This window comes from Rhizobium sp. PP-F2F-G48 (assembly GCF_004342335.1).
Lineage (GTDB): Bacteria > Pseudomonadota > Alphaproteobacteria > Rhizobiales > Rhizobiaceae > Ferranicluibacter.
This window is the reverse complement of sequence record NZ_SLVH01000008.1, coordinates 14,253-39,775: the sequence shown is the minus strand read 5'-3', so window position 1 is coordinate 39,775 and position 25,523 is coordinate 14,253. Positions and strand designations below refer to the sequence as shown.

General features: G+C 57.6%; 24 protein-coding genes and 2 pseudogenes. 12 read left to right on the top strand and 14 right to left on the bottom strand.

Annotation, left to right across the window (positions count from 1 at the left end):
- Positions 1-94 precede the first annotated feature (94 nt).
- Genes C8J36_RS17525 through C8J36_RS17515 form a run of 3 tightly spaced genes read right to left on the bottom strand, consistent with a single transcriptional unit; the run spans position 95 to position 3,569 of the window.
- Positions 95-598 (bottom strand): PIN domain-containing protein, encoded by a 504-nt coding sequence (locus C8J36_RS17525; RefSeq protein WP_132536698.1) that lies wholly within the window; start codon positions 596-598, stop codon positions 95-97.
- A gap of 5 nt (positions 599-603) precedes the next feature.
- Complete coding sequence (locus C8J36_RS17520) at positions 604-3,090, bottom strand: N-6 DNA methylase (RefSeq protein ID WP_132536697.1); 2,487 nt, start codon at positions 3,088-3,090, stop codon at positions 604-606.
- Positions 3,087-3,569 carry a hypothetical protein gene (locus C8J36_RS17515; RefSeq protein WP_132536696.1) on the bottom strand — a complete coding sequence of 161 codons (483 nt, stop codon included), beginning with the start codon at positions 3,567-3,569 and terminating at the stop codon, positions 3,087-3,089. The genes C8J36_RS17520 and C8J36_RS17515 overlap by 4 nt, the downstream gene beginning before the upstream one ends.
- Before the next feature lie 232 nt (positions 3,570-3,801).
- Here C8J36_RS17515 and C8J36_RS17510 point away from each other — a divergent pair, with 232 nt between their 5' ends.
- Positions 3,802-5,925, top strand: coding sequence for an XRE family transcriptional regulator (locus C8J36_RS17510; RefSeq protein WP_245506611.1), 2,124 nt, complete (start codon positions 3,802-3,804; stop codon positions 5,923-5,925).
- Between the two features lie 191 nt (positions 5,926-6,116).
- The gene (locus C8J36_RS17505) at positions 6,117-7,550 is read left to right on the top strand and encodes a hypothetical protein (protein WP_132536694.1); all 1,434 of its coding nucleotides are present in this window, start codon (positions 6,117-6,119) and stop codon (positions 7,548-7,550) included.
- A gap of 278 nt (positions 7,551-7,828) precedes the next feature.
- Here the strand turns inward: C8J36_RS17505 and C8J36_RS17500 are convergent, their stop codons facing one another.
- Entirely contained in the window at positions 7,829-8,179 is a 351-nt protein-coding gene (locus tag C8J36_RS17500) for a nuclear transport factor 2 family protein (RefSeq protein WP_165915094.1), read from the bottom strand.
- 145 nt (positions 8,180-8,324) lie between these two features.
- Between C8J36_RS17500 and C8J36_RS17495 the strand changes: the two genes are divergently transcribed.
- On the top strand, positions 8,325-9,266 hold the full coding sequence (locus tag C8J36_RS17495) for an AraC family transcriptional regulator (RefSeq protein WP_132536692.1): 942 nt from the start codon (positions 8,325-8,327) through the stop codon (positions 9,264-9,266).
- Positions 9,267-9,392: 126 nt separating this feature from the next.
- On the opposite strand, the gene C8J36_RS17490 is transcribed toward C8J36_RS17495, so the two are convergent.
- Positions 9,393-10,310, bottom strand: a complete 918-nt coding sequence (locus C8J36_RS17490) for an NADP-dependent oxidoreductase (RefSeq protein ID WP_132536691.1) — start codon at positions 10,308-10,310, stop codon at positions 9,393-9,395.
- 114 nt (positions 10,311-10,424) lie between these two features.
- Between C8J36_RS17490 and C8J36_RS17485 the strand changes: the two genes are divergently transcribed.
- Complete coding sequence (locus C8J36_RS17485; protein ID WP_132536690.1) at positions 10,425-11,174, top strand: helix-turn-helix domain-containing protein; 750 nt, start codon at positions 10,425-10,427, stop codon at positions 11,172-11,174.
- Between the two features lie 52 nt (positions 11,175-11,226).
- On the opposite strand, the gene C8J36_RS17480 is transcribed toward C8J36_RS17485, so the two are convergent.
- Complete coding sequence (locus tag C8J36_RS17480; protein WP_132536689.1) at positions 11,227-11,955, bottom strand: SDR family oxidoreductase; 729 nt, start codon at positions 11,953-11,955, stop codon at positions 11,227-11,229.
- A gap of 97 nt (positions 11,956-12,052) precedes the next feature.
- Here C8J36_RS17480 and C8J36_RS17475 point away from each other — a divergent pair, with 97 nt between their 5' ends.
- Together C8J36_RS17475 and C8J36_RS17470 are read left to right on the top strand one after the other, a co-directional pair.
- Positions 12,053-12,475 (top strand): helix-turn-helix domain-containing protein, encoded by a 423-nt coding sequence (locus tag C8J36_RS17475; protein ID WP_245506610.1) that lies wholly within the window; start codon positions 12,053-12,055, stop codon positions 12,473-12,475.
- A 163-nt stretch (positions 12,476-12,638) separates the two neighbouring features.
- Positions 12,639-13,967, top strand: a pseudogene (locus C8J36_RS17470) (glucoamylase family protein).
- A gap of 48 nt (positions 13,968-14,015) precedes the next feature.
- On the opposite strand, the gene C8J36_RS17465 reads toward C8J36_RS17470, so the two are convergent.
- The 4 genes from C8J36_RS17465 to C8J36_RS17450 all read right to left on the bottom strand — a co-directional run bounded on the left by C8J36_RS17465 (position 14,016) and on the right by C8J36_RS17450 (position 16,487).
- Positions 14,016-14,432 (bottom strand): nuclear transport factor 2 family protein, encoded by a 417-nt coding sequence (locus C8J36_RS17465; RefSeq protein ID WP_132536688.1) that lies wholly within the window; start codon positions 14,430-14,432, stop codon positions 14,016-14,018.
- Between the two features lie 87 nt (positions 14,433-14,519).
- Entirely contained in the window at positions 14,520-15,119 is a 600-nt protein-coding gene (locus C8J36_RS17460; protein WP_132536687.1) for an NADPH-dependent F420 reductase, read from the bottom strand.
- Between the two features lie 89 nt (positions 15,120-15,208).
- On the bottom strand, positions 15,209-15,622 hold the full coding sequence (locus tag C8J36_RS17455) for a GFA family protein (protein ID WP_132536686.1): 414 nt from the start codon (positions 15,620-15,622) through the stop codon (positions 15,209-15,211).
- A 130-nt stretch (positions 15,623-15,752) separates the two neighbouring features.
- Positions 15,753-16,487 (bottom strand): SDR family oxidoreductase, encoded by a 735-nt coding sequence (locus C8J36_RS17450; RefSeq protein WP_132536685.1) that lies wholly within the window; start codon positions 16,485-16,487, stop codon positions 15,753-15,755.
- A 214-nt stretch (positions 16,488-16,701) separates the two neighbouring features.
- Here C8J36_RS17450 and C8J36_RS17445 point away from each other — a divergent pair, with 214 nt between their 5' ends.
- Positions 16,702-17,601, top strand: coding sequence for a LysR family transcriptional regulator (locus tag C8J36_RS17445; RefSeq protein ID WP_132536684.1), 900 nt, complete (start codon positions 16,702-16,704; stop codon positions 17,599-17,601).
- A 518-nt stretch (positions 17,602-18,119) separates the two neighbouring features.
- Here the strand turns inward: C8J36_RS17445 and C8J36_RS17440 are convergent.
- Both C8J36_RS17440 and C8J36_RS17435 read right to left on the bottom strand, forming a co-directional pair.
- Positions 18,120-18,263: pseudogene (locus C8J36_RS17440) on the bottom strand (DJ-1/PfpI family protein); the annotation flags it as partial.
- 337 nt (positions 18,264-18,600) lie between these two features.
- Positions 18,601-19,554 carry a LysR family transcriptional regulator gene (locus tag C8J36_RS17435; protein ID WP_245506609.1) on the bottom strand — a complete coding sequence of 318 codons (954 nt, stop codon included), beginning with the start codon at positions 19,552-19,554 and terminating at the stop codon, positions 18,601-18,603.
- Between the two features lie 66 nt (positions 19,555-19,620).
- Between C8J36_RS17435 and C8J36_RS17430 the strand changes: the two genes are divergently transcribed.
- The 3 genes from C8J36_RS17430 (at position 19,621) to C8J36_RS17420 (ending at position 21,717) form a co-directional block, all read left to right on the top strand.
- Positions 19,621-20,628, top strand: coding sequence for an NAD(P)-dependent alcohol dehydrogenase (locus C8J36_RS17430; RefSeq protein WP_132536682.1), 1,008 nt, complete (start codon positions 19,621-19,623; stop codon positions 20,626-20,628).
- Between the two features lie 44 nt (positions 20,629-20,672).
- Positions 20,673-21,455 (top strand): NAD(P)H-dependent oxidoreductase, encoded by a 783-nt coding sequence (locus C8J36_RS17425; protein ID WP_132536681.1) that lies wholly within the window; start codon positions 20,673-20,675, stop codon positions 21,453-21,455.
- Between the two features lie 70 nt (positions 21,456-21,525).
- Positions 21,526-21,717, top strand: coding sequence for an NAD(P)-binding domain-containing protein (locus C8J36_RS17420; RefSeq protein WP_132536680.1), 192 nt, complete (start codon positions 21,526-21,528; stop codon positions 21,715-21,717).
- A gap of 132 nt (positions 21,718-21,849) precedes the next feature.
- On the opposite strand, the gene C8J36_RS17415 is transcribed toward C8J36_RS17420, so the two are convergent.
- Together C8J36_RS17415 and C8J36_RS17410 are read right to left on the bottom strand one after the other, a co-directional pair.
- Positions 21,850-22,719, bottom strand: coding sequence for a transglutaminase family protein (locus C8J36_RS17415; RefSeq protein ID WP_132536679.1), 870 nt, complete (start codon positions 22,717-22,719; stop codon positions 21,850-21,852).
- A gap of 140 nt (positions 22,720-22,859) precedes the next feature.
- On the bottom strand, positions 22,860-23,438 hold the full coding sequence (locus C8J36_RS17410) for an alkylhydroperoxidase (protein ID WP_132536678.1): 579 nt from the start codon (positions 23,436-23,438) through the stop codon (positions 22,860-22,862).
- 308 nt (positions 23,439-23,746) lie between these two features.
- Between C8J36_RS17410 and C8J36_RS17405 the strand changes: the two genes are divergently transcribed.
- Positions 23,747-25,150: a histidine kinase dimerization/phosphoacceptor domain -containing protein gene (locus tag C8J36_RS17405; RefSeq protein ID WP_207897554.1), complete on the top strand. Its 1,404-nt coding sequence runs from the start codon at positions 23,747-23,749 to the stop codon at positions 25,148-25,150.
- Positions 25,150-25,518 (top strand): response regulator, encoded by a 369-nt coding sequence (locus tag C8J36_RS17400; RefSeq protein ID WP_132536676.1) that lies wholly within the window; start codon positions 25,150-25,152, stop codon positions 25,516-25,518. The genes C8J36_RS17405 and C8J36_RS17400 overlap by 1 nt, the downstream gene beginning before the upstream one ends.
- The last annotated feature ends 5 nt before the right edge of the window (positions 25,519-25,523 follow it).

The window sequence follows — 25,523 nt, the reverse complement described above, 5'->3', positions numbered from 1 at the left end:
GGCGGTTGTACGCTTGGGCGTACGCGGGTCTTCCGAAACTGCTATTGATCGCCTGGATTGTTCAACAGAGTCAGACGCATCAGCGCCCTAGCCGTCAAATTACAAGCAGGCGGACATCCGGATCGGCATCCGGAATTCGTTTCATCCGCGCATCCGCAGTCACGAAGATCAGATCGCGCTCCTTTGCCTGGGCACACATCCACAGGTCGTTTTCGTCGATAGCGAGCTTTTGTCCGGTCGCCTTGTCAACCCATTCCTCGATGTATTTTGGGCGATCCTTCCGGAGCGTCTTGGCGAGATACTTGTGCGCGACGTTTGCTTTGACCTCGGCATAGACCGACGCGGTATGATGGGTGATGTCGAGAACCGCATGGGATTGCGCTTGGGCAATTATTGCCTGTAGTGCTGAGAGGTTCCCTTTTCCGAGAAGCGATGCCAGCCTTGTTCCGAAGCCAAGCTCCGCAAGGGCTATTGCCGATACGAACCGGGGACTGTCCGCGGACAAGGCGGCGAGCGATTGGCTTTTTGTTGCGTGGTGAGGATGTGTTGGATCAAGGTAGATTGATAGGATGGTGGTGTCGAGCAGATAGGTCTCCATCGCGTCTACGCCACATAGTCGCGGAGCAAGGCAATTTCGCTGTCGGGCAGCGGACGGAAGACTTTTTTCACCCAGTCTCCGCTGGGATTAAACCGGCCGGACAAACGTTCGGCCAGACTTAAGCCAGGCACAGGATAGGCGTCATTCCAGTGCTTCCAAGCGTGTGTGACAGGCCGTTCCGAGCCTTCAAAATAAGCGAGCAGTTGCCGCTCCAGTCTCAGGGGCAGGTCATAGGCCCTTATGACTTCGGCATCGATCTTCGTTAATAATAGCGACAGGTCTTCATCCGGATTTTCGAATATTGTTTGACGGGTCAGCAGCTCGGCATACTCCTCAGCCAGTTCTGCCAGTTTTGTGGGAATTGACTTCGGGAATGGTACCTGCCGAAGGACTGATACGCGAAAACGGTCCTTCGGAGAATTCACCGCTAGGAATGCATTTGCGATAGGCCCATTAATGATCGCAGACAGAGCAAACAGCTCAGATTGGTTTAGGGGAGAGACTGGCCAAAGTCCGAAGAACTGCTGAGAGCAAAGCATGCCTTTGGGATCAACAAACGCACCGATGCACCACGCGCCGCGTCTCAGACGCGTCGCACTGGCGATGAGCTTTGGCTGTGTCCAGTCATGATTAAAACCGCGACGAACATTTTCTTCCCGGAAATCGAGCCACACAGGGGCGGGAGATTGATATTGATGCAGGTGTCGTGCATTCGCAAAGCCTGGCTGGTATCCTGGTGTGTCAAAGCTGCTTCGACCTTGATCTTGATCGTACCACTGTAGGCCAACGCTCGGATTCAGCACGGCACCAAGCCGCGAGTAGTCTCGGAAATATTCCCATAGATCGTTAAGTGCAGGAATCCAGAGGGACCCTTCCGGGCTATCGCTGATGTCCCGAGCCACCACTCGATGGACCGTTGTCTGCCCGGTTTTGAGGAAAGACCAGCGATCGCGTTCCGCCACCTCAGTGGATCGTAACGCGATCGCCTTTGTCGCATCGGATCGCAAGTCACGAGCTATTACGGCCGCCGTCTCAGTGTCCGCCGCGCCAAAAATCCCGTCCGGAAGTTTCAGAACTTCAACAGATCCGTAAAGGCTTTCAATTCGCCGACGTTGCTCCATGAACTGCCGTTCGAGGATAAATGAATGCGGCAGGACGAATCCAAGGGCAAGGGGCTTTGCATCAAGCGCCGCACTCAGCGCTGCAATCGCCTTCGAGTGCGTGGTGCCCGCGATCTTGTAGCGAGCCTTGTCCTCTTCAGTAAAAGCTTCGAACGGGGGGTTGCAAAGGATCACGTTGTTTGTGCCGATGCGCCTCGCGAGCACGTCGTCGGCGAATAGGTCCGCTTCTTTGACGTGCCATCCATTGTGATTTGGATAATCTGCGAGGATCAACGACAGCGTTGCAACTTCGCACGCGAACGGATCGACCTCGTCACCTGAGATATGCCCGATCAGAAAGTCGTGCCGTTGCTGATCCGACCATTCCACTGGCAGCAGGTCGCGTAGATGGCGTAGGGCCGAGACTAGGAAAACACCGGCGCCAGCAAACGGCTCGTAAATTTTCAGGACCTCGGGTTTGTGGTTATGGAGCTCGAGGCGCTGAACCACGTACTCCGCCACTTGACGCGGGGTGCTGTGGGTACCGAAGACTTTACGGGTTTGTGGCGTGATCAGCGTGTTCTCATATACAAAAGCGAGGTCGTCCGCCGAAATATTCGAGAAGCTGATACCGGCGCGCAGGTGCTGCCACGCAGATTTAAAAATAGTCGGCAATTCGGCGGGGGTGCGACCTTGGATGTGTCCGAGGGAATAGAAAGTCTCAATACCCGTGAGGACGGATGAGAGGTCCTCGGCGTGCCATGCGTCTGCATAGGGGTGCCGACGATCTTCAAGGACTTTGGCGGCGAGAAGACGGAAAACAACTCGGAACATCGTGCGCACGTCGATCGATTCCCCGCCAGGGGCTTTCCGAGAGAGGTCCAAGGTTTCTGTGAGAAGTCGGTCCAACTTGACGTGGATTTCACCTTCGATCGCGGAAAGAAGGCCGAGATCGACAAAATCGAGCTGGTATCCCCCTTCAGAAGGACCGACCGACTTTGCACGGTGAATTGCATCGGGGTGCCAAGAAGTCCGATGACGCGTGAACAGATCGTCGATGCCGCGGAGAGAGACGGTCTCGATTGCACGCGGCGGTGCTGCGCTGCGGACTTCCCATACAGTCACCTCGTCTTGATTAATCACGAAAAGAAGAGGTGCGCCCAAGGCTCGATGCTCGTTGACGACGTCTAGAGCACGACGACCCCCGCCTTCTACGACTGCAAGTGCAGCGGATCGATAGGAGGGCGGCGTCCGCGTAAAAGCTGCAAGCTGAACGGTCCTAGTCGGATTGTTCTCAACCAACACGTCTGCGAACGCGTAATCGGACACGACCGCTTCCTGCCGATATCCAACATTGCGAGCCGCTTTGGCAATGTGTTCTACTGCGTTCACGGCCGACCTCCACGTGACACAGCCACCCCACCAACGCTGACAGGCGGGAAGCGAAGTGATGTTTGTTCTTCGACGCTGGTTGCGCTCAGCAGCTGCTCGCGAAGCTCGGCTACGAGCGGTGATAATGGAATTACGATTGACGGCCCATCGCCTACCGCTTCGGCGACTTCATTGCGGAGCTGCAGCGTCGCGTTGTGCAGATCGATAACAAGCTTGGTCCGCTCAAGCACTGGCCAAAGCGAACGATTGCAGAGATCAAACAGCGGCTCACTGATCGGCGTCAGTGCCCCCACACGAATGCCTATGTCGATGGTCAGCAACCTCACTACAGCGACGGCGACAAGATCTCCCGAGCTGAAACATGGGCTGTGACCGCGGGTTTGTCGCAGCGGTCCCAGCGCTTTCTTCCAATGGCGATATGTCTCTGGCGCGATCGACACTGCGTTTCTTAGTTGGCCAGGAGTATAGAGTACAGTCACGGATTTTCTCGTTTATCTTGTTGTGAACAACAAGATAAACGAGCCGATATGTAATGGCAAGCCACTCCTGTCCGACGCCATTTTAGTTTGGCTTGCTTCTCGAAACGAGCTCCCGCTGCTTGATGTCTTACAGTGCGCGCGGGCCAGACCACAGAACGCCGCCACCAGATGTTGACAATTCAAAGTGAACATGAATATATTCACATCATGCCAAAATAAACGGAGATGTGACATGAATAGGGAAATTGGGGAATTGCTCGCTGCCGTCCGCAGCGCATCTAACAAGACTCAGAAGGACATCGCCGTTGCCATGAGTGGGAATCAGACGAGGGTGTCGCGTCTGGAAGCAGGGGACGGCGCCCTTGATGATGCAATCCTCTATCTCAACGCAATTGGGACTGAGGAAGCAGTTGATCTTGCAGCAAAGCTTCAGTTCAATTGGAAGAACCTCCCTACCCCCTCGCTTCGCCACCCCGATATCGAAACTCTTATGGAAATTGAGACAGCGTTGGATCGGTTGCGCACGTTCTTAGCGGACGGCGAGGTGCCGAAGGTTCTCGCCGGACAAGCGGAGCTTTTGCTTGCTCGCTTGGAGGATGTTGGACGGTTCCTGTTCGAACTGAATCATGAAACTGTCTACGTGGGCGAAATTGGCGCAGGAAAGACGACCGCTGCGTGCCGTCAGGCTGGCTTGGTAATTGATCCACAAACGGCGTCGGATCTTAAGGGTCTTTTACTTGATACGGGAGGGGGAAGAACGACTCTCTGCGATGTTCGCGTCGAGACTGGTGATCGCTTCTCGCTGACGGTCGAGCCTGTCCCAGATGAAGAAGTCTACAAGCTTGTCACCGAAGCCTGCCGCGGCATCCGTGAGAAAATGTCGGGCGAGAGTGGAGCGGCTCAAGGAGACTTCAAACCGGCTGAGGAGGTGGAGCGAGCATTGCGTAACATGGCGCAATTGCCACGTCCGAGAGCTCGCAAGGGAGTTCCTGCTGCGCCCGACCCGGCGCTTGAGCTATGCAATCATTTTGCCGATCTCGAGGAGTTCATTGCTGAGTTCGCAAGTCGCCTTAGTCTTTGGCGGCGGAGTCGCCGTGTTATCGAGTTCGACGGATCGGACCCACGTGAGGGTCGTCAGTGGCTGAAAACGACGTTCACGGAGATCAACAACGGTCGCCATGAGGATTTCACACTGCCGAACAAGATCACCGTAACAGTTCCATTCGCGCTTGTTCCCGATCAGCGTCTGTCCGTCACTCTTGTTGATACCAGAGGTGTGGATGGGACGGCTATCCGTTCGGACATCATTGGACACATGAAAAACCAGCGAGCCGTGACATTGTTGTGCTCAAAATGGGGTAGCGCACCCGATCCAACATCCCAAGATCTTCTCCAGTACGTAAGAGATACCGACGCGGATCCCACCCTCTTTGCACGAACAGCTGTGATTGCTCTTGCCCGCCCCGGAGATGCTCTTTCAATGCGCCACGATTCCGGCGACGCGGCGGAGGATGTGGAAGAGGGCTACGACATCAAGCATGGCCAGATCGAAGGTGCTTTGCAGAAAATCGGATTGATGGGCCTGAAGGCCTTCGTCTACGATGCGGGCCAAGATGATCCGCAACTATTGACTTCCTTCGTAATGGAACGAATCGAGGCTGTTCGACGCACCCAGACGGAGGCCGGAAAGGCCACAATCTCAGCCATCGAACAAATGTTCGCGAACCTTCAGCAGCAGCAGGCTTTAGCGGCGCTGGAGTTGGTGAACAATGACCTTGGTCGCTTCGCTGAAAGGCATCATCGGCTCATCACGCCACCTCGTCCTGCCCATGACAGATTGATTTCAGCAGTTGGCAACTTGCATCCCCGCACCGTCTGGGCTGCCACCACTCGTGCCGGGCAGTTCTGGAATTTCGATGTATTCCAGAGGCTTGGAGACGGTGCCGCAGCTGTTGCAAAATTGAGGTCGAGGAAAGTTCTCGATGGTCTTGTCGAAGTGATTGAGTCCCGTAAAGCCGATCCCGAGTTGGAGAGCACTTACGGGTTCCTAACGGAGCTTCTAGAAAACGCAAACCAGTGGGAGGCGGACTTTGTCGACGCGGCAAGACACCATGCAATCGCTGTCTATAGGACTGCGCTCAGCGGCGACCGTGATCTCTGGGAGGCTTGCGAGGACCCCTATGGTCGAGGCCAGGGGAACTACAGGGACCATGTCGCTCGCACTTTACGCACGTGGTTCGAAGAACATGATGAATTGCGGGAAAAGCTCGATCAACGCATCGCAAGGGCGTGGTTAAAAACGTTCATTCGGCCACTGAGTCAGGCCGCAGGACAGGCGAACGCCGTGCAGCCATAGCTCCACGGAACGGCCGGTCATTCGATCAGGTTGTCTGCGCGACCGGCCATGAGTGAGATCCTCAATTCGCGCAGATAGCGCGTGGGCTCCGTCCTTCGCCCTTTCAACTATTACGCGCTAATGCTAGCTTGAAGTAACTTCACCCGTCGGTCGCCAAGTTGGAGCGACGACACTCACATCTTTGGATCGCCATGAACTCGATTATTCTTCAAGGCGGAAATAACAGCCTCGTAGACCCCCAAGCGCAGCGCCTTATTGACTTCCTTCGCGACGTCGGTCTTCCCTACGATAACATCATGGCAGATCCGGGGGAGCGAGCGATCATCGCAGCCAATCTGCCGACTTATCTGCAAGCGTTGCCGGCCGAAGTCAAACGCGATGCAAGGTACCTCTCAAAGTTTGTAATCGGTGCTGGATCTGGGCTGTTCGATTATTCATTGAACGCAATCTGGAATGAAGTCGTTCTGGATCTGCGCAAGAAAGCAGCTCTCTATGGGCTTGATATCTTCTTCGACGCGGCCGTTGGTGGAGGGAAAGCTCGAGAATTCTACAAGAATGAGGATGACCTCGCGGCTCTGAAAGATTCAGTCTTGCTCGACACATGCCGCAAGCTTGAACTTATTTCTGATACAACTTATAAAAAACTCAAGCATATATTGGACATGCGTAACGACGTCGGGATCTCGCATCCCACGACCTATTCGATTAACGCTTTCGAACTACTTGGATGGCTCCAAACCTGCGTCCAAGACGTTCTCAATGATCAACCGACCGAGGCAGCTCTCCAGGTTCAGGTCTTCATAACGAACCTGAAAACCCACCTTGCACCGCTTGACGCAAACACTAAGCAGACGATCGAGCGTCGATTCGCAGAATTACCCAGTCACCTCTGTGGCAACTTGCTTCGCACAGTATTCGGGATCTACGTTGCACCTGATACAGATCAGGCGGTGCGCAAGAATATCGCATCGCTGGCGGTCTCGTTATGGTCAAGGTGCCTCGACGAACCGAGATACAAGCTGGGCATCGTTCTTGAAGGCTACAACTCCAATCTTTACCGAGACAAATATGTTCTCGGAGAACAATTTTTCGGGATCGTTGGCGGTAACGTCTACCGCTCGCAGAACGAGCGAGTGATCATTGTCGATAATCTCATTGGTTCGCTGCAGGAGAAACATGATGGTTGGGACAATTTTCATAACGAACCGCCGGTTGCTGCCGAACTCTGGTCCTACGTTCCTGATCAGAACGCGATCTTCGATAATCTCGCATCACGTTTGTTCAAGACCGTCCTCCTTTGCAGAATTGGTCGTGGGGTGACCTATAATGACGGCGTCTCCCCGGGCGGGAAGCGTTATTACGATATGATTTTGGCCTCTGGAGGCGACAAATTCGCACCACACATTATGGCAACATTCGCGGGTTACGAAGTACTAGCCGCACTCGGTCGCGGCGTCTGCCGGACCCAGGCAAAACTCGCACTCGAAGCGGCGAGGACTAACATCATTAACCCGCGGCTGCTTGAGTGCATAACTTATCTGATAGATCGAATCGAGGCGGATGGACGTTGCGCTTTAAGCCCCGAATTTAAGCGATTGTCTGCAGATTACATCCGATGGTCGTAGGCTGCGGTGATTTTATAAGCTTCTCAGACGTTTAAAGCAGTCGCGGTAGTAGTCGTAGGTTCGTATCCCTTCAAGGCGGCCAACAGCTGTCGGCCGCCAAGCCATACCAACGATCACGCGCCGGTTTGGATCGAGCTACCGCATCAATAATTGATGCGGTATCGTTGCTTCGGAGTTGGTGAAGTGCGCAGGGCTTCGGCCCGCGCCATATCGGCGTTGACTGCTACGCTGGCTCCATTTCAATGACTTTGGATCACGGGAGGACGCCAGCCGGTTCGTCAAAAAAAGCCGGTCATATAGATAAACCGGCCCTCATTGTTCGGGCGAACAAAATTATAACCGGTCGCGACCTTGGTGCCTTCCGGCTTATGCATTGCCCAGATGGCAAGCAGTTCTTCATGGTGGACAAAAACCTTCTCGGTGCTGAAATATATCCCAGGCATCGTCTTTTGAAAATTCTCGATATGAGCGATCAAGCCAGCCCGAGTTTCGCCTTGTCCGCCTGGGTTTGTGAACACTATGTCGTCGGAAACGCTCTGTTCGAGAAGCTGCCTGCGCTCGACGTCGGCAATGTCGCTATACGCGGCGAGATACGAGGCCCAGTTTTGTTCGAGTGTCTGTGTGTCCATGACTTGAACCTCACTTAGTTCGGTGTGGTGACCCATTGTGCGCTGCTTAAGCGTAGCGCGAAGGAATATTCTCGATAATAAGTGACAGTGATCACACGGTCGATAATCAGGAGCCCAAAACAAATTATCATGCGTCCGAACTGATATGGATCTCTTGCTGGACCTTATCCGCGTCCTTCGCCCCCGCGCCGCATTGTTCGGCGCTGGCTTCGACGCGTCTGGCCAGTGGGCCCTATCCTTTCGAAAGCGCGACGATCTTCTGTTTTGCTGGATTGAGGAGGGCGAGTGCCAATTGTTACGACCGGGCAACGATCCCCTGACCGTCCGCAAGGGAGACTTCGTTCTGATCCGAACAGTGACCCCGTTTACACTGGCGTCGATGGGGTCGATCGACCCTATCGATAGCGAGGCGGCTGTATTGGCATCCAAACGTCAAAGGCTTCGACTTGGCTCAGGCGACGAGCACCCTGTCACGCTTCATGCCGGCAAGTTTGTCGTTGAATCGGTAAACGAAGATCTGTTGTCTGGCTTGCTGCCGCAGCTGATCCACCTTGCCGCCGGCGACCCCGCGCTTGGACGCGTGCGATCTCTGTTGGAGATGAATGAAACGGAAGCGCGTCAGCCGGGACCTGCCAGTGAATTCGTCATCGTCAGGCTGGTCGAGTTGATCTTCGTTGAAATCCTTCGCAAGGGGCAGGTGAAATCAGCCGAGGAACGAAACGGTCTGCTCGCAGGTATGGCAGACAAGGTCACACGGCATGCGCTTGTCGCAATCCATGAAGATGTTGCACGGGGTTGGACAGTTGCGGATCTAGCGAAACTCTGCGGCGTCTCTCGATCGACATTCGCGACGAGGTTTCAACACGTCGTCGGGCTCGGGCCGATCGAATATCTGCTGCAATGGCGAATGGCGTTGGCGAAAGACGAGCTCTGCTCCGGCCGCAAGAGCGTTCTGGAGATCGCGTACGCTGTCGGTTTCCAATCTTCAAGCGCGTTCAGCTCGGCTTTTGCTAGAGAAGTCGGATGCCCGCCGACGCAATTTGCTCGCCGATATTCGATGGGCCAATCTGGCAGCGGTCGTATCTGAACCGTAAGCTCGGCGGATATCTTCGACTTCAAAAGGACACGAGCGGAGGACTTCGCACGGCGCTCGCCTCGCCGAAGCACCATACCGAGATGCAACGGCGAGGCCGATGTTGGCCATGCGGTCGATTTACGCGATCATCTGCAAGACGATTTTGCCCCGCGTTCGACCAGCTTCGGATAGCGCAAGCGCCTCCTTGATGTCGGCAAGAGGGAAAACCTTGGCGATGTTGCCTTTCACCTTGTCCGCCTCCACGAGTTCGCGAATAGACGCAAGCTGATCTGCGCTGGGCTTGCAGAAAACGCGGGCAGCGCCAACGCCGTGTTGATCCGCCTCGTCTTTCGGGAACGCCACTGCCGTCACGAGAAACCCGCCCTTCTTGAGGGTCGAGAATGCCCGCTCAAACGTCTCCCCGCCGACCGTGTCGAATACGACATCCATATCATGGGCCACATCCTCGAAACGCTGAGTGCGGTAATTGATGAAATCGTCGGCGCCCAAGCTGCGGACGTAATCCTCGTTGTGCGCCGAGGCCATGGCGGTGACATGTGCGCCGGCAGCCTTGGCAAGTTGCACGGCAAGCGAGCCAACGCCGCCGGAGCTGTTGGTGATCAGAACACGTTGGCCGCTGGAGAGCTTGGCGAGGTCGAATATCGCCTGCCATGCGGTCAGCGCACCAAGCGGTATTGCTGCTGCTTGGACGAAGTCGAGGTTGGCGGGCTTCCGTGACAGGTCTCCGGCCTTGGCAACGGCGTATTCCGCAAAGCCTCCGGAGCTTATGATGCCGTAGACGGCATCGCCGATCTGGAACTCGCTGACATCCTCTCCAAGCCTTTCGATAGTGCCGGTGATTTCACCGCCCAGGTGGATCGGCAAGGACATTCCTAAGCGCTGGCCCAGACCACCACGGATTTTCCAATCCACCGGATTGACCCCCGCAGCGTGGACTTTGACCAACACCTCGCCAGCCTTAAGTTCCGGGCGATCGCCATCGATGTACTCGACCACGTTGTTATCGCCATATTTGTTGATGACGACTGCTTTCATTTCTGCGCACATGATTTTGCTTCGCCCTTGGTGTGTGCTCGACTGTTGATAACCTGCATGATAGACGCGCAGTTCACCGATGTGACGCCAATCCGCGTCGCGTAGAGGCCAAACATGTCCCAACACCCTTTCACACTACAACGTGGCTTCAAGCAGCGCGGCATGGGCATGCCGACACATTTCCATGACGACGCTCAACTGACTTTCGCCGCATCAGGCATGGTACAGGTCCATACAGATGATGGACGCTGGCTTGTTCCGCCTCAGCTTGCCGCCTGGATTCCAGCAGGTGTTTTGCACCGGGTCGAAGTGCTGACGGATGCGGAACTTTGGATGGTGCATTGGCAACCATCGGTGGCTAAGGATTGGGCACCGCAGACCGAATTGGACCGGCCGTTTACCCTGCGGGTGACACCGCTGATGCATTCGCTGCTGACGACAGCGTTTAGCGGAGATATCACGCCGGAAAAGGCCGAACTCGTGGCCAGGCTCATGCTTCATGAATTGACTGGAACAGCTCACGCGCCGACCTTTCTGCCCTTACCCACCAGTCCAGTCGGGCGGCGTGTGGCCGACCTGGCCTTCGAGGATCGCCAGAACCGGCTGAACGTCGATGAACTCGCGTCGCGCGCCGCAACGTCTGTTCGCACGATGAGTCGGCTGTTTCCGGCGGAGACCGGGATGACCTTCAAGTCCTGGCGACAACGGGCGCGGATCGTGCAGGCGATGGACTGGCTTGCAAGAGGCAATGCCATCGCCCGCGTGTCCGTGGAATTCGGTTTTTCCAGTACGGCTTCGTTCTCAAGCGCTTTCCGACAGGTTACGGCCATGACACCAACGATGTTCCTTGGTCATCCAATTTGAAGGCGGGGCTTCAGCGTATTCGCCTAACCCCGCCGATGATTTTCTGCTGATGTCAGACCTGCGCCATACCTCCATCGACAGCCAGTTCTGAACCGGTCGTAAAACTGCTCTCGTCGCTGGCGAGGAAAAGGACCGCCGCGGCGACCTCATCCGGCCGGCCCATGCGCCCGAGTGGAATCATGCCGGAAAGCGCATCCCGAATCTCTTTCGAGGCTGCGGCCATCATCGCGGTATCGGTCGGGCCGGGGCTGACGACGTTGACACGAATGCCTTTGGGAGCGAGTTCATTGGCCCAGGTGCGGGTAAACGACCGGACCGCCGCCTTGGTGGCACCGTAGACGCCGTATCCCTTGGTACCGATGTCGCCTGCAATAGAGCCGATCAACACGATCGTCCCGCCGGGCTGGATGAGATTGACTGCGCCCTGTGCCGCGAAAACCAGCGAACGGACGTTCAGGCCGAATGTCCGGTCGAAATGGTCCTCGGATATATCTTCCAGGGGAGCGTATTCAGAAAGTCCGGCATTTATGACAAGGATGTCGATGCGACCCTGTTCCGATTTTATCTGCTCGAAGACGCGGTTCAGATCGGCGCTACTGCTCGCATCCGCCCGGACGGCGCGAATGCTGCCGGCGCCCGCCGCCTCAGACGCACCATCTGCTTCTTTGCGGCTGGTCGCGTAAACCTGCGCTCCTTCCTTGGCAAACCGTTGTGAAACGGCCCCACCGATACCGCCGACACCGCCGACAACCAGGGCGATCTTGTTTGATAATCTGCTCATGTGAACTCCATTAAATAGTGATGGAGCTTTAGATATATTCTCTATACCTACGATCAATTACGCACTACAAGTAAAGCAGATATCGAGGAGTATACCTATGTCCGCTGCAATCGAAGACCTGCCCGTCAAAGTCAGCCTACCGCGTCGTCCCAAGCCCGTTTCCGTCGAAGCGTTGCTGGACGTTCAGAAGGCGCGCCCTGTGCTTGAGCAGATTGCCAACAAATGGTCGGTTCTGATCCTGACCGTCCTTTGCACCCGGCCGACGCGCTTCAACGAGATCATGCGCCGCCTGGACGGCATCACGCACAAGGCACTCGCCGACGCGCTGAAGCGTCTCGAGCGCAACGGTCTCATTCGCCGTGAGGTGCTGACCACGACGACGCCGGTCGGTGTCGAATACACCATCACCCCGCTCGGCCACTCGCTGCGGCAACCGTTCGAGGCGCTTTATGAATGGTCCATGACCTACGGGCCAGAGCTCGAGCGTGCGCAGGACGACTACGACCGCAGCCGGTACTGACCGCGTCCCGGCCCCCGGCAGGCTTCGACTGCTCCGGCGATATCCTGACCATCAGCATTCGTCCACTTGTTAAGTGGGAAATCATGTCCAGGTATTTACGGGGTATGACGAGCAGCGGGTGCCAAACAAGCTTTAAGTCGAACCCTTACGATAGGTGGCGAAAATGCTTCATCATAGTGTCGAACCGGACAAGCGCTGTGATTGGTCGGACGAAGCCCTGCTCGCCGACCTTCAGGATGCCTCCTTCCAGTACTTCATGGAGGTCGTGAATTCAAAGAACGGTCTCGTTCGCGACCGAAATCGAGACGGCGCGCCAGCCTCCATCGCGGCAACTGGCATGGGGCTGAGCGCCCTCCCGGTCGGTGTCGCTCGCTCAGTGGTAACGCGCGCACAAGCGGCGGAATACACGCTAAAGGTCCTTCGCTTCCTGTACGAGCTGCCTCAAGGCCGTGAGCTTGATGCCGCTGGATATAAGGGGTTCTTCTACCACTTCCTCGACATCGACACGGGTCGCAGGGTGTGGAATTGCGAACTTTCGACAATTGATACCGCACTTCTCATGGCAGGTGTGGTTACCGCGGGAGCGTATTACCAAGCGGACAACGAGACCGAGGTTTTGATCCGCGACTATGCCGACCGGCTGTATCGGCGTGTAGATTGGGCCTGGGCGCTGAACGGGGAGGCCACGCTCACCCATGGATGGATGCCGGACCAGGGTTTTCTCCGACACCGATGGACCGGCTTTGACGAGAGCATGATCATGTATGTTCTGGCGCTGGGCTCGCCGACGCATCCCATCCCACACGACACCTGTCCCCAAGCCCGCTCCAGTGGATACGATTGGGCAAAAGTCGGGGGTGAAGAGCATTTTCACGCCGGACCACTGTTCATTCACCAGATGTCGCATATCTGGATCGATTTCCGCGGCATCCAGGATGCACCGATGCGGAAAGTCGGAATCGATTATTTTGAAAACAGCCGCCGCGCAACCTATGCCCAGCGTCGGTATGCCTGCGAGAACCCGCAGGGGTTCAGCGGCTATCATGAAAACAGCTGGGGTGTGACGGCGAGCGATGGCCCGGGTCCATTGCGCCGAACGATCAATGGCAAAGATCGCGAATTTCATGGGTACATCGCGCGCGGTGCGCCCAATGGACCGGACGATGGTACGTTGTCGCCGTGGGCAACAGCCGCGTCCCTCCCGTTTGCGCCTGAGATCGTGATGCCGGCGCTTCGTCACTTCCACAAGATCGGACTGCGCGACGATCATCCTTACGGGTTTACGGCCAGTTTCAACCCGACCCTCTGTGACGACGGGTCGGAACGCGGCTGGGTCGCACCAGAGCATATAGGGGTCAATCAGGGGCCAATCGCCCTCATGATCGAAAATTACCGATCCAATCTCCTCTAAGAGATCGTGTCGCGTTCTCCCTACATCATCAATGGACTGCGTCGAGCCGGCTTCACCGGTGGCTGGCTCGACGGCGTTTGAACATCGATCGCTTCAATGGACTAAAGCAGAGACATACCGGGACTGTGGTCAATGACTTGGGTCTGCGGCTGTCTTAGAAGCCTCAGCCAGCGCTTGCGTGTCGATATATTCCCTGATCTTCGCCACTTTGCCATCTCTGACCGTAATGTCGAAAATCCAGTCGTCCCTGAAAGACCTGTTCGTCGCTTTGATTTTTCCCGTAGCGACGCCAATGACGAAAACCCGGTCTCCCTGCGCCACCAATTCGGGCGGCGTTGGGTATGACATTTCCACCTTCTCGAACGCCTTTTGAAGCACCACCGCCAGTTCCGCGTGCCCGCGATGGGTGCCGGCCAGCGGCCAGCCGTTCCCCGGAATGATCCACTCGATATCTTCTGCAACCAACGCCAGCAGAGCTTGCTCATTGTAGCTGCCCATTGCTGCAAAGAAATCCTTCACGATCTGGACATTTTCTTCGATGCTCATTGTATCTCTCCCTGTTCCTTGCGTAGGAATTTGTCAAACATGTTGAACTTACCGGGGATCGCACTGGAAAAATGCGATCTGGACTGATTAGTCGAATTTCACTAGGTCCTTGAAGATCAGGTGACCCCAGCTGTTTCCGCGCGCCTGAACAAGCAGTCCACCTTCCGAAAGCCCGCCAAGTTTGATCGGCGCGAAGCCGAGATTCTCCGCAAGCGTTGCAATCTCGGCTAGAGCGCCGTCGTCGTCGCTCGCCAGAAACACCACTCTCTTGCCACTATGCACGGCCGGATCCTGGTCGAGGACCGCTGCGCCCAAATGGTTGAAGCCCTTGACCAGTCTTGCGCCAGTAAAGGCTTGTGCGATGAACTTCGACGAAGGCTGTCCTCCCAGTTCTTCAGCGGGCACGCCGTACGCATTGGTCACATCGACGATAGTCTTCCCCTGCCAGGTTGAGAGCGCTTTCGCGACGTCGGCCTGCGCCTCGAAACGGACGGCCAAAAAGAGAATGTCCGCCTTAATGGCGTCCGTCAGTGTTTTGGGTATGATCGTGGGTCCGATCGCAGCCGCCGCGGATGCAAAGCTTTGCGGGTCGCGCGAGGTCGCGACCGACACTTCGATGCCGTTGCGGGCAAATGCCTTTGCCAGGGCCTGGCCGATTTTGCCGAAGCCGATAATTGCATAGCTCATGATAACGTCTCCATTTTTTGGGTCGGATCGAGTCCGATCATTGTTTTCACTGTTGTTTTGCTCATCACTTGGAACGCGTTAAGCCAGGTTCACAGTAGGCGCGTCTCGGGCGGCGCATGCTTGAGGTCGTCGTGTCGGCCATCATTGTATTTCAGCGTTTTGACGAGTCGGTCGGCGTCTTGCACAATCCCCTCCAGCGAGGCGATTGACACAGCGTAGAACGTACCGCCGTTTCCCTCTGCATAGGTGCGGACACCACAGGTCCTGCAGAAGCGATAATGAAGGTGGGATTCGGATTTGCCCGGCGGAATCCAGGAATAATCGCCCTGCTGATCTTCGCCTTTTTCGACTTTGAAATCTTCAGGCGGCACGATCGCAAACCAAAAGCGTGACTTGGTGCAAACCGAGCAATTGCAACGCGTCGTTCCCTTATCGAGGTCAATCCTGGCCTCGAACGTAACCGCACCGCAATGACACGAGCCATGGTAGGTTTCTTTCGACATTCTATTACCTCTCTCTGTTGTGCCGTGGAAAATCGCTGTGACTTGCACCCGGGATCAAAGTTCGTTTGGTAGTGCTCGAGCCACGGGGCGTTCCGGTTAATCGAGTGGAGCGCCCGCCCGGCGTGGTGCGTCAGAGTTGAGCCAGGCCACCATCGACGGCGACTTCGCTGGCGGTCATGAAACTGCTGTCGTCCGACGCCAGAAAGGCAGCCACTGCGCCAATCTCTGCGGGATCGGCCATCCGTTGCAGCGGAGTCATCGCACCGTAGGCCTTCTGGCCCTCCTCGCCCAATGCCTCCTTCGCGAGTTCGGTCGCCGTCGCCCCTGGCGACAACACGTTAACCCGGATGCCGGTGCCCTTCAGGTCCTCCGCCCAGGTCCGCGCGAGGTTGCGCACCGCCGCCTTGCTGGCGCTGTAGGCCGTGAATCCCGGAGCGCCCGTGGTACCGGCGCTGGATCCGGTGAGGATGATCGAGCTACCCTTGCCCATCAGCGGCAGCGCCTGCTGGATCGTGAAAATGGTACCCTTCACATTGGTGTCGAAGGTCTCGTCGATGTGCGCGGCAGTGATCTGTCCAAGAGGAAGCGGGCTTCCCGCCCCGGCATTGGCGAAGACGATATCGAGCGTTCCGCGCTCCGCCTTCACGGAAGCATAGAGGCGGTCGAGGTCGGCCATGTCGGAGACCGAACCCTTGACCGCGCGGGCATTGGGGCCGAGTTCGACTACGGCGACGTCAAGAGCTTCCTGACGGCGGCCATAGATGAACACAAAAGCGCCTTCCTCGATGAAACGTTTTGCGGCGGCGAGGCCAATGCCGGTCGCGCCGCCGGTAACGACAGCTGTCTTTCCACTCAATCTGTTCATGCCATGCACCTTTCTCTTACCTGCGCCAAATCTGAGGCAGCCGTCATGTGACAGTTCGCCGACGCTCTTTGTTTACAGCCTGAAAGTGGGATGGAGAGGGAAGCTGCATTAGTGTGGAAGTGCGCACAAGCGTGGTGCATAATAACACCGCGTGCACTCCTACGCGGTTCCAGACGCACCGCGTCAGCGCTCAAGGGCATTGGACAGGATCACAATGACGATTGACTGGGACGATGTTCGATATTTCCTGGCCGTGGCGCGACATGGTTCTGTCCGCGCTGCCGCCGCTCAGCTCAAAGTCAATCACACGACGGTCTTAAGGCGCGTTGCGCAACTTGAGGCCCGCCTCCATTCGCAGATGTTCGAAAAACTCCCTACTGGCTACCGCATAACGCCTGCGGGTGAGGAGGTGCTCGAACTTGCAAACCAAATGGAAGCGTCGTCGCATCAACTGGAGACGCGTGTCTTCGGGCGTGACCAGAGCGTTAAGGGCCTTTTGCGGATTACCTTGACGCCGATACTTGCGGCGCACCTGCTCATGCCTGACTTCGTCGAGTTCGCGCGTTTGCATCGTGACGTCGAGATGGACATCCTGTCGTCCGGCGAGCTGGCAAATCTGACGAACCGGGAGGCGGATGTCGCGATCCGCGTCGTTTATGACCGTAAAACCCTGCCGCTCAATCTTCACGGCCTTAAGGGACCGGAGGTGTGTGGCGGCGTCTACATGTCCCGTGCTCGACTCGCCACATGGCGTGCAGGTGCGCCTGATCCCATCCGGTGGATTGTCATCAGCAATCACGGCATTCCGGATTGGGCCACCGAGGGAGAGGTTCGCACCGCAGGGGTTCCGTTCAGGACAACAGACGCAGAGGCGCAGATAGCTGCAGTTCGGCAAGGTCTCGGGATCACGACACTGCCTTGCTTCCTCGGCGATGCCGACCCTCTCCTGGCGCGGGTGCCGGGCACCGATCTCCACAAGTACGGGACGCTCTGGCTTCTTACGCAGGGGGAAACACGCAAGACCAAGCGCGTGCAGCTCTTCACCGAGTTCGTATCCCGCAAGCTCACTGCTTACGGTCAGCTTCTTGCGGGGCAGTCCATGTCGTTGGACTAACCGCCCGCAGTTCCGACGATACCGACTGCTCCCGTTGCAACAATTTCTACACGCGGGACAAGCGCGGCAATACGGTAAATGACATGCCTTACACCGATTACAGCATTGAAGAATCCAACTATTTCGACCGTAGATTATCCACTAGGCGCGAGCCCGATGCAGAAGACGGTCTCTGCGCCCGCGGCTACATAAAGAACACTTCCAGAATTCTCATGTCCCGCAAAGCGGCGGAAAAACGGCAGCTTAGCCGAATCATAGTAGGGGGCGACGGGTCACATCCATTCAGGGCAATAGCTGCGAACGGGAATGGTCAAAGCGGATAGATCCATCGCTTGGGCACGGGCCAATCGCTTCGGTGGCCGTTCAATTCAGGCGAGAGTTAGGCCCTGCCGATATCGGCGCAATGATCCGATAGGTCGCGCAACCGCCCGACGGGATCAACGACCGATGGGCGTTCTTCCCCGGCGCGTCCGTGACGACCGAGTTTCATGTGCCCTCCTCTTACCTTCCGCCGCCGGTCATTTAAGCTGGGTGATGATTGCTTCGACGAATTGCGGGATGACGAAAATATAGCGGCTGGTGATAACGTTGCCATTGACCACCACCGTCCCGTCGATCGCCGTCGCGCCGGCATTGGTGAGATCATCCATCATCGCCCAATATCCGGTGGCGCGCGGACGCTCGCCTCATCGGCGCGTTCAACCTGGGCAACGCGCTCGGCGGAGCCGCGCTGAGCGCTGGTGGCTATCCTGGCATCGCGGTCGCGGGAGCCGTGATGGCGGCGGCGCCGCTGGGCCTGCTCCTTCTCGCCATACGCCGGCCGCGCTCATGGCAGGCACGCGAGCAGCCACGCCTGCGTGACGGCGCGGAAAGAGGCGATCTGATTGCCGGGCAGCTCGCTTCGGCACCACAAACGCTGTCATGCGGCCGACCAAAAGCATGGAGGCGCTCTCGGTCTCGCCCACCTCGCGGACGCTGGTGAACAAGACGGAAGGCTGGCTACCCTTGTGCCAACGCCGCGAGCCTGTCACGCAGCCAGCTTTGTGCTGGATGGCTGGTCGTGCGTTCGTGCCAGATACTAGCGATGACAAATCCGGGTATGGGGAGCGGCGGTCCCAGCACCTGCACCCGGTCTGAACAACCGTCTGCGATTCGGCGTGGGATTAGCGCGATCATATCGGATCGTGACACGATCTCAGGCACGATCAGGAAGCCCGATGTGGACAAGGCGACGTTACGACGGCGGCCGATCGCCTCAAGAGCCGCATCGGTAGGCCCGGCAAAGCCTCCGCCCTGAGGTGAAACGACGACGTGGTCCAACGCGCAGAACAAGTCCAGATCAAGAACGCCGCGTACGGCTGGATGCCCATGTCGCGCGACGACCACATATTCTTCCTCGAAGAGTCGGCGCTGGCGCATCGCCGCCGGCGCGTGTTCGGGCGTTGCCAAGGCCAGATCCACCTCGCCACGCTCCAACTGTGTCGTGAGTGCCATCACGTCGAGCGCACGCCAGGCGATGCGGATCATCGGCGCCTCCGCCCGCAAGGCGACCGAGTAGCGTGCCAGCAGCGCATACTGGACGTAGTCGCTCGCCGCGATCACCGCGGTCGCACGCAGGGTTTCCGGATTGATCGTCGCTCCTCGCTCGACGACGCGGCGAACACCCTCCAGTGCCTCGTGCAGTGGCTGCATCAGCTCGAGTGCCCGCTGGGTCGGAACCAACCCGCGCTGGCCTGGGATCAGAAGCGGATCGCCGAGTGCATCGCGAAGTCGTGCTAGCCGCGCAGACAAGGCCGGCTGACTGAGGTTCAGCCGGCGCGCGGCGTGTGTGACGTTGCGCTCCGCAAGCAGGACCTCAAGCGTCACGAGAAGTCCGAGATCGAGGTTCCTGGTATCCATCGTGTCGATAGCAACACATAAAACGTTTGATTTCAACACCCAAAGTAGTTGCACTACGTTGTCGGAGAGCAGGTCAGATCCTGCGGCGCCTCAATCGACGACATGGATACCAGTTCGCCTATGAAAGCTATTCAGGCTCATCCGCAACAGGGGCTCGACGGCCTGACGCTGATAGACCTTCCTGACCCCGGCACTCCCGGACCGAACGCGATCCGCGTGCGGGTGCATGCGACCTCCCTGAACTTCCATGGCCTGGGTGTGGTAACGGGACGGCTGACGGCCGTCGATGGCCGCATTCCCATGGCCGACGGCGCCGGGGTGGTCGAGGCGGTCGGCTCGGAAGTCACGGAGTTCGAGCCCGGTGACCATGTCGTATCCACCTTTTTTCCAACCTGGCTGGACGGTGAAGCCTCCCTTGCAGATTTCACCGCCACGCCGGGCGACGGGATCGACAGGTTCGCCCGGGAGTTTGTGGTGGCGCCCGCCACGTCGTTCACGCGCGCGCCAGCCGGCTGGAGCCAGGCCGCGGCAGCAACCCTGACTACGGCCGGTGTGACGGCCTGGCGGGGCCTGGTGGTCAACGGCGGCCTCAAGGTCGGCGACAGTGTGTTGGTCCTCGGCACGGGCGGCGTGTCGATCTTCGCGCTGCAGATCGCGCGGGCCATGGGAGCCACGGTCATCGCGAATTCCTCCTCCTACGAAAAGCTAGAGCGGCTTCGCACGATAGGCGCTGCACACGTCATCAACTACCGCCAGGACGAGAACTGGGGCGACCGGGTGCGGGACCTGACGGGCGGAACGGGCGTGGACCATGTCGTGGAGGTCGGCGGCCCAGGTACACTAGCGCAATCGATTAAGGCCGCGCGCGTCGGCGGCCACATCTCTTTGATCGGAGTCCTGACCGGGAGCGCTTGCGCTGTACCGACAGCCATGCTCATGGCGCGGCAGCAACGGCTCCAGGGCCTGATCGTCGGCAGTCGCCAGCACCAATTAGACCTGATCCGCGGTCTCGACGCCGTTCACAGCCCCCCAGTGATCGACCGCTCCTTTCCGCTGGCCGATATCGCGGACGCCTTCCGGTTCCAGGAATCTGGCGGCCATTTCGGCAAGATTGTCGTCGAATACTGACTACCCCCAACTATCAAACTCCAAACTATCAATAAGAGGTCATCATGAAAATTCTCATTGTTTACGCGCACCCCGAACCCACTTCGCTGACACGGCAGTTGGTCGATGTGACTGCTGAGACGTTGTCGGCAGCGGGGCACACTGTGGTCCATTCGGACCTCTATGGCATGAAGTGGAAGGCGGTGTATGACGCCGATGACTTTCCAGTGCGCGACAATCCCGAACGACTGTCGTTCATCATGGAGTCCGGCCATGCTTACGCAAGCGGGCATCAGACGCCCGACGTGATCGCCGAGCAGCAGAAGCTGCTCGCAGCCGATGCTGTGATCCTGCAATTCCCGATGTGGTGGTTCGGCGTGCCCGCAATCCTGAAGGGTTGGATCGAGCGGGTCTATGCCTTCGGTTTTGGGTACGGCTATCAGAATGGCTCGAACCAGTTCCGCTTTGGGGAGGGCATCCTCAAGGGCAAGCGAGCGCTGGTCAACGTGCAGGCAGGCGGCCCAGCGGCCGACTATGGACCGCGGGGTATCAACGGGCCGCTTGATCAACTGCTGTTCCCGCTAACCCATGGCGCGCTGTTCTACCCCGGCATGGATGTGCTCCCGACGCACGCGGTCTATGGCGCGGGTCACGTTTCCACGGCGGAGGAAGTGGAGGCGATCAAGGCTGCATGGCGTGTGCGTCTTGCCGGGCTGTTCACCGACAAGCCGATTCCCTTCCGTTCGCAAAACGGCGGCGACTTCCCCGATCGCCACACCATGGCCGACCATGTCGCGCCGGGCCAAACTGGCCTCGTCGCGCACGTTGCCGATCTGGGCGACGCATAGGGAGCAACGCCGATGTCGCCTGGTTGGTCAACTCAGATCGCCGGGGCCTTTGGAGCTAAAGGAGATGAAAATGGACGTATTATTTATCGGGCTCGGGCAGATGGGCTCGAGCATGGCCGACAATCTCGCGGCGGCCGGTCACCAAGTCACCGTCTGGAACCGGGACAGGGCCAAGGCCGAGCCGTTCGCCGCTCGGGTTGCGAAGGTCGCCGCCGACCTCGCCACGCCCGCCCGGGCTGTCACCGTCATGACGATGCCGTAAGTTCAATTCCCATCAAGACCAAAAGTGTTTGACCTTTGGGGCATGCGGCCTCTTTCGCTGGTCGATTGGAAAGCGGTTCATTTGCCTATTTTCCCTCTGGCATTCGGAACCGCGTAGAAGCGTTCGACAGGTTTAATTCGCCGCTGCGAACAAACGACGTTCGGTGACCTGCACTGAAACCCCAAGGCTTACGAAATCTTCAGGTACTCCCGTGTAGCCACCGGTAACAGGCATAATCTGTCCATTGTTTCGGGCAATGGCGACAGGAATGAGCGATGCTTCGCCTACCCTGCGGTGCGTCGGGTCGAAGGCGATCCAGCCAGCACCCGGGAGATAGACTTCCGCCCAGGCATGTGTCGATCCGCCATCGTCAACCGTAGCGTCGGGATCGTGTACGTAGCCGGAAACGGCGCGCGCTCCAAATCCGAGACCGCGGACGAGTTCGATGAACAGGGCTGCGATGTCCCTGCACGAGCCACTGGCGATTTCGAGAGTCCGTTCGGGCGACTGCGTGCCTTCTTCGTCTCGAATGCGGTAGCTGACCTTGGTCAAAATTCCTGCGTTAATGTCCTTCAGCAGGGAAAGCGTGTCAGTGGGACGGCTGGCAACAAAAGTGTGGCCCCATGATACGACCGGCCCGTCGGCAGAGATCGGGATCGCAAACGCTCCAAGGTCCGTCAGGTCAGCGCCCGAATACGCGAAAGGGTAGGAGTGTGCACCGGGGTCGATATTAAAAACTGGCCACTTTTCCGCCGTCTGCTCGACGACGGCCGTGCTCGTTATCACCAGTTCGTTTGTGTGGTCGGCAAACGTCACATTCGCAACCGTGTTGCCGAAGACGTCCTGTGACCAATCAATCAAGCCTTCTGGAGAGCAAATGATCGAGAAAGAAATCGTATGCAAGTGTTGGTCGTTTCGAGGCGCTAACAACATGCGGTGTGACAGCAGCCCGACAGGCCTGGAATACGTGTAGGCGGTTCGGTGAGTGATCTCGAGTCTCATTGGCACCTATCCGGAACGGTGTGAAGTCGCAGCAACCGGTTTCGACGTCAGAGGAAATTTTATAAGACGATTTCTAGCGTAGGCGACAATGATGCCGCGAGCACCACGTTATAGCTGGACGACGCTGGCTCTTGATCGATCTATTTTCGCCCGACTGCCATCATCTCTCTTACCTCTGGATCATCATCGAGAAAATCCTCTTCGACAGTCGCCCCGACCGCGTCAAAGTAGCGGCTCATGAAGTTTCGAAACGAGGCAGCCAACGCAACGTCCGCGATGTTGACGTCGGTAAGGCCCACATTCCGCAACCGCTCTATGTCGGCCTGCGTGATCTGAGAAGCGTTGCGCGTGATCTGTTTCGCATAAGCGAGCATCTCAACCTGCTGGCCGGTCAGTCCGGCGTTGCGGTAATCCTGCCTGATCGCAAGCGCCTGATCACGCCCGAGCATACTGGATAGGCTGCGGAAGTACACGTGGGAGCAATAGCTCGATGGCACGTCTCCGGCAACCACGAAAGTGATCAAGCGAAAATTGAGGAGGCCAAGGGAGAAGCCATCTCGTATCTGATCCAGCAGGTTCTCGATCGGAATGATGACATCCGGGCGAGCGGACCAGCATTGCGTGGCCTGCATCACACAGCCCATCGCTTTTTTCTCGGCTTTATATAGCTCAGCTATTTCGCCAGTTGCCTCGTCGAGTTCGACCGTCCGGATGAACATCCAAAGCCTCCAATTACCCAAAGCTTGAGCACGGTAGCCGAATATTGGCCCGGTGACACTTCCTATTAGCAATGGGTAGAACTGGTGAGGACTGACGATCGGCTGATGCTGGTCCTTCAGCGTCGGACGTACCTCGCATTTGTCCACGCAACGCGCGCTCATTAGCTCGTGAGGCGGAGTATCGAAAATCCCTACTTCCTGTCTGGCACCAGCGGCGCACTACATCCGCGTCCGCATAAGTTTAAGGGAATTCAAAACCTGATCGTGTATGCTGGCAAAGAATTTCCGGGTGTCGCTGAACAATGTCCATGCCGTCTACAAATTTCGCAGCGATCCTAAAGGGAATGCCGCAGCCCTATCTGGTCCTCGACACGAACCTCACGATTGTCGGGGCGAGCGATGCGTATCTTGCGCTCACTGACCGCACTCTCGATGACATCGTCGGTCAGAGCATTCTGGTGGCTTTTCCCGAAAATCCCGATGCGGCTGGAACGGTCGAGCAGGGCCCGCTCGAAGTCTCGCTGCGACATGTGCTCGAAACTGGAAAGCCTCACGAGATGGCCGTCATCCAGTACGACATCCCGCAGCCGGGCGGTGGTTTCGCTCAGAAGTTCTGGACACCTGTCCACACGCCTGTGGTCGCGGGCGACGGTTCGATTGAGTACATCATCCAGAATCCGATGGATGTCACCGAAAGCGTCTTAAAGGCCAAAGAGGCGGATGCGCGGCTACGGGTCGCTCACCACGCCGCCGACCTTGCCAGCTGGGAATACGAGCCCGAAACCGACATATGGAGGCGGAGCCACGCAGTCGATGCCATCTTCGGTTTTGCGCCTGGCGAGGGCGGCCCGGTCGCCGCGCCTTTCTTTGCGAGAATGCACCCGGAAGACCTCTCATCCGTCACGCAGGTTGTCACGGATGTCATGGCCTGCCCCGATAGAACGACCATGTCCTTCGACTACCGAATTGTTCTCCCTTCGGGCGACGAGCGGCACGTCTCATCGCGGGGAGAGGTGTTGCGCACGTCTACCGGCAAGGTTCGCATGATCGGCGTGTTGATGGACGTCACCGCCGACCGTCTAAGGGAGGCCGATTTGAGCAAGGCGCTCGCCGCCCAGGCCGAGTTGCTCGAGCAGAAAGAACTTCTGCTCGCCGAGGTCAATCACCGCGTTAAGAACAGTCTCCAGCTGGTCGTCAGCACCCTGCGCCTGCAAGCGCGGCGACTGGAAGACCCGGCGACGAGCGAGGCCTTTTCCCGAGCGATCTCCCGGGTTCGAGCCATCATATCCGTTCACGAGCGGCTTTACCGAAACGACAACACGCTGCGCGTGGACATGCAAAACCATCTTTCGAAGCTGTGCCTCGATCTGATGGGCGACGGCCCCAATCGCGTAGTCCTCGATATCGATGCTCTGGAGTTGTACACCGAGCGTGCGATCCCGATCTCGGTCATTGTCAATGAGCTTATTGCCGGGTCGGTGAACCTCTCCGGCGAAGAGGGCAATCCGATCACCGTTTCGCTGAAAGGTCTACCTGACGGCACGATTGAACTCTCTGTGACCGGGCAGGATGAGATCTTGCCCTCGAAAGACAGGGACTTGGGCAAAAGACTCATCGCCACGATGGCATCGCAACTCGATGGCGTTGTCGTCGAAGCAACCAACGCCGATGGCTATCGTCTCAGCCTTTCCTTCCATGGGAGAGACAGCTGATGCCTTTGCGGGTCATGATCGTTGAAGACGAAATGCTGCTGGCGCTGGACCTAGAGGACATGCTGGTTGACGCTGGCTACACGGTCGTAGGCCAGGCTTCGGACATGCCACAGGCATTGGCGCTCGCTGAAAATATGGATGGTGGGATCGACGTCGCGATTATGGACATCAATCTGGCACGTGGATCGAATGGTGTCGAAACGGCAGCAGCGCTCAGACAACGATGGAATATCCCTTCCTTGTTCGTCAGCGGAAACCTGGACGAGCGCACCAGGCAAATGGCGATGCAGTGGCAGCCGATCGGATTCGTCGGCAAGCCCTTTTCGGAGCGCGAAGTTCTCACCGTCATCAAATCGGTTGCCATTTGAGCCGC

What these genes read in the sequence shown, in the direction of transcription:
- C8J36_RS17525 (WP_132536698.1), bottom strand. Translation starts at nt 598, where the DNA reads ATGGAGACCTATCTGCTCGACACCACCATCCTATCAATCTACCTTGAT.
- C8J36_RS17425 (WP_132536681.1), top strand. Translation starts at nt 20,673, where the DNA reads ATGAAAATTCTCATTGTTTACGCGCACCCCGAACCCACTTCGCTGACA.
- C8J36_RS17510 (WP_245506611.1), top strand. Translation starts at nt 3,802, where the DNA reads ATGAATAGGGAAATTGGGGAATTGCTCGCTGCCGTCCGCAGCGCATCT.
- C8J36_RS17420 (WP_132536680.1), top strand. Translation starts at nt 21,526, where the DNA reads ATGGACGTATTATTTATCGGGCTCGGGCAGATGGGCTCGAGCATGGCC.
- C8J36_RS17485 (WP_132536690.1), top strand. Translation starts at nt 10,425, where the DNA reads ATGTCCCAACACCCTTTCACACTACAACGTGGCTTCAAGCAGCGCGGC.
- C8J36_RS17400 (WP_132536676.1), top strand. Translation starts at nt 25,150, where the DNA reads ATGCCTTTGCGGGTCATGATCGTTGAAGACGAAATGCTGCTGGCGCTG.
- C8J36_RS17490 (WP_132536691.1), bottom strand. Translation starts at nt 10,310, where the DNA reads ATGAAAGCAGTCGTCATCAACAAATATGGCGATAACAACGTGGTCGAG.
- C8J36_RS17410 (WP_132536678.1), bottom strand. Translation starts at nt 23,438, where the DNA reads ATGTTCATCCGGACGGTCGAACTCGACGAGGCAACTGGCGAAATAGCT.
- C8J36_RS17475 (WP_245506610.1), top strand. Translation starts at nt 12,053, where the DNA reads ATGTCCGCTGCAATCGAAGACCTGCCCGTCAAAGTCAGCCTACCGCGT.
- C8J36_RS17460 (WP_132536687.1), bottom strand. Translation starts at nt 15,119, where the DNA reads ATGAGCTATGCAATTATCGGCTTCGGCAAAATCGGCCAGGCCCTGGCA.
- C8J36_RS17415 (WP_132536679.1), bottom strand. Translation starts at nt 22,719, where the DNA reads ATGAGACTCGAGATCACTCACCGAACCGCCTACACGTATTCCAGGCCT.
- C8J36_RS17480 (WP_132536689.1), bottom strand. Translation starts at nt 11,955, where the DNA reads ATGAGCAGATTATCAAACAAGATCGCCCTGGTTGTCGGCGGTGTCGGC.
- C8J36_RS17430 (WP_132536682.1), top strand. Translation starts at nt 19,621, where the DNA reads ATGAAAGCTATTCAGGCTCATCCGCAACAGGGGCTCGACGGCCTGACG.
- C8J36_RS17405 (WP_207897554.1), top strand. Translation starts at nt 23,747, where the DNA reads ATGCCGTCTACAAATTTCGCAGCGATCCTAAAGGGAATGCCGCAGCCC.
- C8J36_RS17495 (WP_132536692.1), top strand. Translation starts at nt 8,325, where the DNA reads ATGGATCTCTTGCTGGACCTTATCCGCGTCCTTCGCCCCCGCGCCGCA.
- C8J36_RS17500 (WP_165915094.1), bottom strand. Translation starts at nt 8,179, where the DNA reads ATGGACACACAGACACTCGAACAAAACTGGGCCTCGTATCTCGCCGCG.
- C8J36_RS17450 (WP_132536685.1), bottom strand. Translation starts at nt 16,487, where the DNA reads ATGAACAGATTGAGTGGAAAGACAGCTGTCGTTACCGGCGGCGCGACC.
- C8J36_RS17445 (WP_132536684.1), top strand. Translation starts at nt 16,702, where the DNA reads ATGACGATTGACTGGGACGATGTTCGATATTTCCTGGCCGTGGCGCGA.
- C8J36_RS17465 (WP_132536688.1), bottom strand. Translation starts at nt 14,432, where the DNA reads ATGAGCATCGAAGAAAATGTCCAGATCGTGAAGGATTTCTTTGCAGCA.
- C8J36_RS17455 (WP_132536686.1), bottom strand. Translation starts at nt 15,622, where the DNA reads ATGTCGAAAGAAACCTACCATGGCTCGTGTCATTGCGGTGCGGTTACG.
- C8J36_RS17505 (WP_132536694.1), top strand. Translation starts at nt 6,117, where the DNA reads ATGAACTCGATTATTCTTCAAGGCGGAAATAACAGCCTCGTAGACCCC.